Here is a 1693-nt window from a genome sequence, read left to right on the forward strand (position 1 = left end):
ACCATGAACCGCAAGATCCTTCTACTCATCGCCCTCTCGGCCGCCACGCCGGCGGCAGCACAGCCGCCGAGCTTCGCCGCCGACGGTAAACTGCAAGCCTGCGTCGATCCCACTTTCCCGCCGATGGAATTCATCAAGACGGCGGGCGAGGCTCCCGTTGGCGTCGACATCGACGTCATCAAGGCGCTGGCCGCGCACTGGAAGGTCGACGCCAATATCACGACGATGGACTTCAGCGGCCTGCTTCCCGGCCTGGAATCGAAGCGCTGCGACATCGTCATCAGCGGCGCTTTGCTGAAACCCGAACGGCTGGAGAAGCTGAGCGGCGTGCCTTATCTGAAGACCGGCGTCGTCATGATCGGCAAGGCCGACGATGCGTCCGCCTACAAGAGCTATGAGGATTTCTCCGGCAAGACCATCTCCGTCCAGTCCGGCACTTCCTATATAGGCCTGCTGGACAAGGTGAACGAGGACCTGGCCAAGGCCGGCCGCGACAAGATCACCATGCAGACCTATCCCAAGCAGACCGATGCGATGCAACAGGTGGTGCTGGGCCGCGCGGTCGCGACGATCAGCCAGGACACCGAATTCGCCTACCGCGACTTGCAGCAGCCCGGTGAGTTGAAGATCGTCTACTCGGCCGGCGCGCAGGATCAGTACGCGGCCTATTTCCGCAAGGATGAGGCTGACGCGGCGGCGGTCGCCGCTACTGTCAAGGAGCTTGCCGCGAACGGCACCATGAAGACCATCGCCGAGACGTGGAAGCTTCCGATGTCGACCATCAGTGGCATCGGTCAGTAACGGCGCGATCGGCAGGGTTCCGTGAGCTTTGACTTTGGCTTGTTCTGGTCGACACTTTTTTCCGGGACGTTCTTCAGGGCGGCGCTGGTAGCGCTCGCCCTGACAATACTCGCGCATGCGGCGGCGATCCTCCTGTCGCTGCCGCTTGCCTTGGCGCTCAACGGGCAAAACAAGGTGCTGCGCTGGGGAGCGACGGCCTATATCGCTGTTTTCCGCGCACTGCCGGCGCTTCTGCTGCTGCTGTTCGTCTGGAACGGCCTGCCGCAAATATGGCCGATCTTCCGCGAGACCTGGTTTTCGCCCTTCATCGCGGCCCTCCTGGCGCTGACGCTGAACGAGGCCGCCTATCAGGTCGAGATCAACAGGGCGGCGCTCAGCGCCGTCGAAGAAGGGCAGTTTCAGGCCGGCGCCGCACTTGGCCTGCGCAAGCCGCAAGTGTTCTTCCTGATCATCGTGCCGCAGGCGCTGCGCATCGCCCTGCCGCCGACCGTCAACGAGTTCATCACGCTGCTCAAGACCACGTCGCTGGCCTCGGTGATCTCATTGACGGAACTGATGGCGGTCACCCAGCAAAGCGTCGCCTCAACGTTCCGCTATGCCGAGTTCTACGCCGTCACCTCCCTCTACTACCTGGCGATGGTCTATGTACTGATGATCCTGCAGAAGCGGATCGAACGGCGCTTCGCCTGGGCCAAGCCCCACGCGGCCGGAAACGATACCGACAAAGTGCCCCATCACGCATGACGGGCACAAAACGGTGGGCCGCAGCGTGCGGCACGCCATTGACATCCATCGACGCGACGGCATGACGCTGCTCCGAAAGGGCGCCAGATGCCTGAGCCGCGCAGCAATTCAGGGGGACGTGTAATGTCAGGCGCTAGTTCAGAACAGA

At 62.6% G+C, this 1693-nt stretch carries 2 protein-coding genes; both read left to right on the top strand.

Features of this window, described 5'->3' with window-relative positions:
* On the top strand, positions 1–801 hold an 801-nt coding region (locus tag EN925_RS34790; protein WP_128337316.1), incomplete at its 5' end, for a transporter substrate-binding domain-containing protein.
* Between the two features lie 21 nt (positions 802–822).
* A complete protein-coding gene (locus EN925_RS34795) occupies positions 823–1545 on the top strand; it encodes an amino acid ABC transporter permease (protein WP_127368494.1) in 723 nt (240 codons plus the stop codon).
* Positions 1546–1693: the final 148 nt, after the last annotated feature.

It is taken from the genome of Mesorhizobium sp. M7A.F.Ca.US.006.04.2.1 (assembly GCF_004022915.1).
Taxonomy (GTDB): Bacteria; Pseudomonadota; Alphaproteobacteria; order Rhizobiales; family Rhizobiaceae; genus Mesorhizobium; species Mesorhizobium ciceri.